We start from the raw sequence: 237 nt of genomic DNA, 5'->3' as shown, positions 1-237 counted from the left end.
CAGCGATGCTATACCAACCAATAAACACACCTTCTGCTGGTGGTGAAAACGTAAATGTATTTGGGAATTTATCGGTACAACAGACATAGTGCGTACTGATATAACCGTTTTCTTTTCTTTTGATCAGATCCTCTTCATCCACCGGATGACCAAAGGCAACGGACATGTCTTTTAAATCGTCTGGATACAGTTTGTAACTTTTATGATTATCGGCAAAGGAAACTCCAAATTCTGGTG

Annotated in this window: 1 protein-coding gene; it reads right to left on the bottom strand. The window is 39.7% G+C overall.

Going from position 1 to position 237, the window contains the following annotated elements:
• Positions 1–237 (bottom strand): glycoside hydrolase domain-containing protein (locus JEM65_RS21085; RefSeq protein WP_368856073.1); only part of this gene is annotated, 237 nt, incomplete at both ends.

Source organism: Gelidibacter salicanalis, from assembly GCF_016469035.1.
GTDB lineage: Bacteria > Bacteroidota > Bacteroidia > Flavobacteriales > Flavobacteriaceae > Gelidibacter > Gelidibacter salicanalis_A.
The sequence above is the reverse complement of the archived record's forward strand: the minus strand, read 5'-3'. Positions and strand labels throughout refer to the sequence as shown.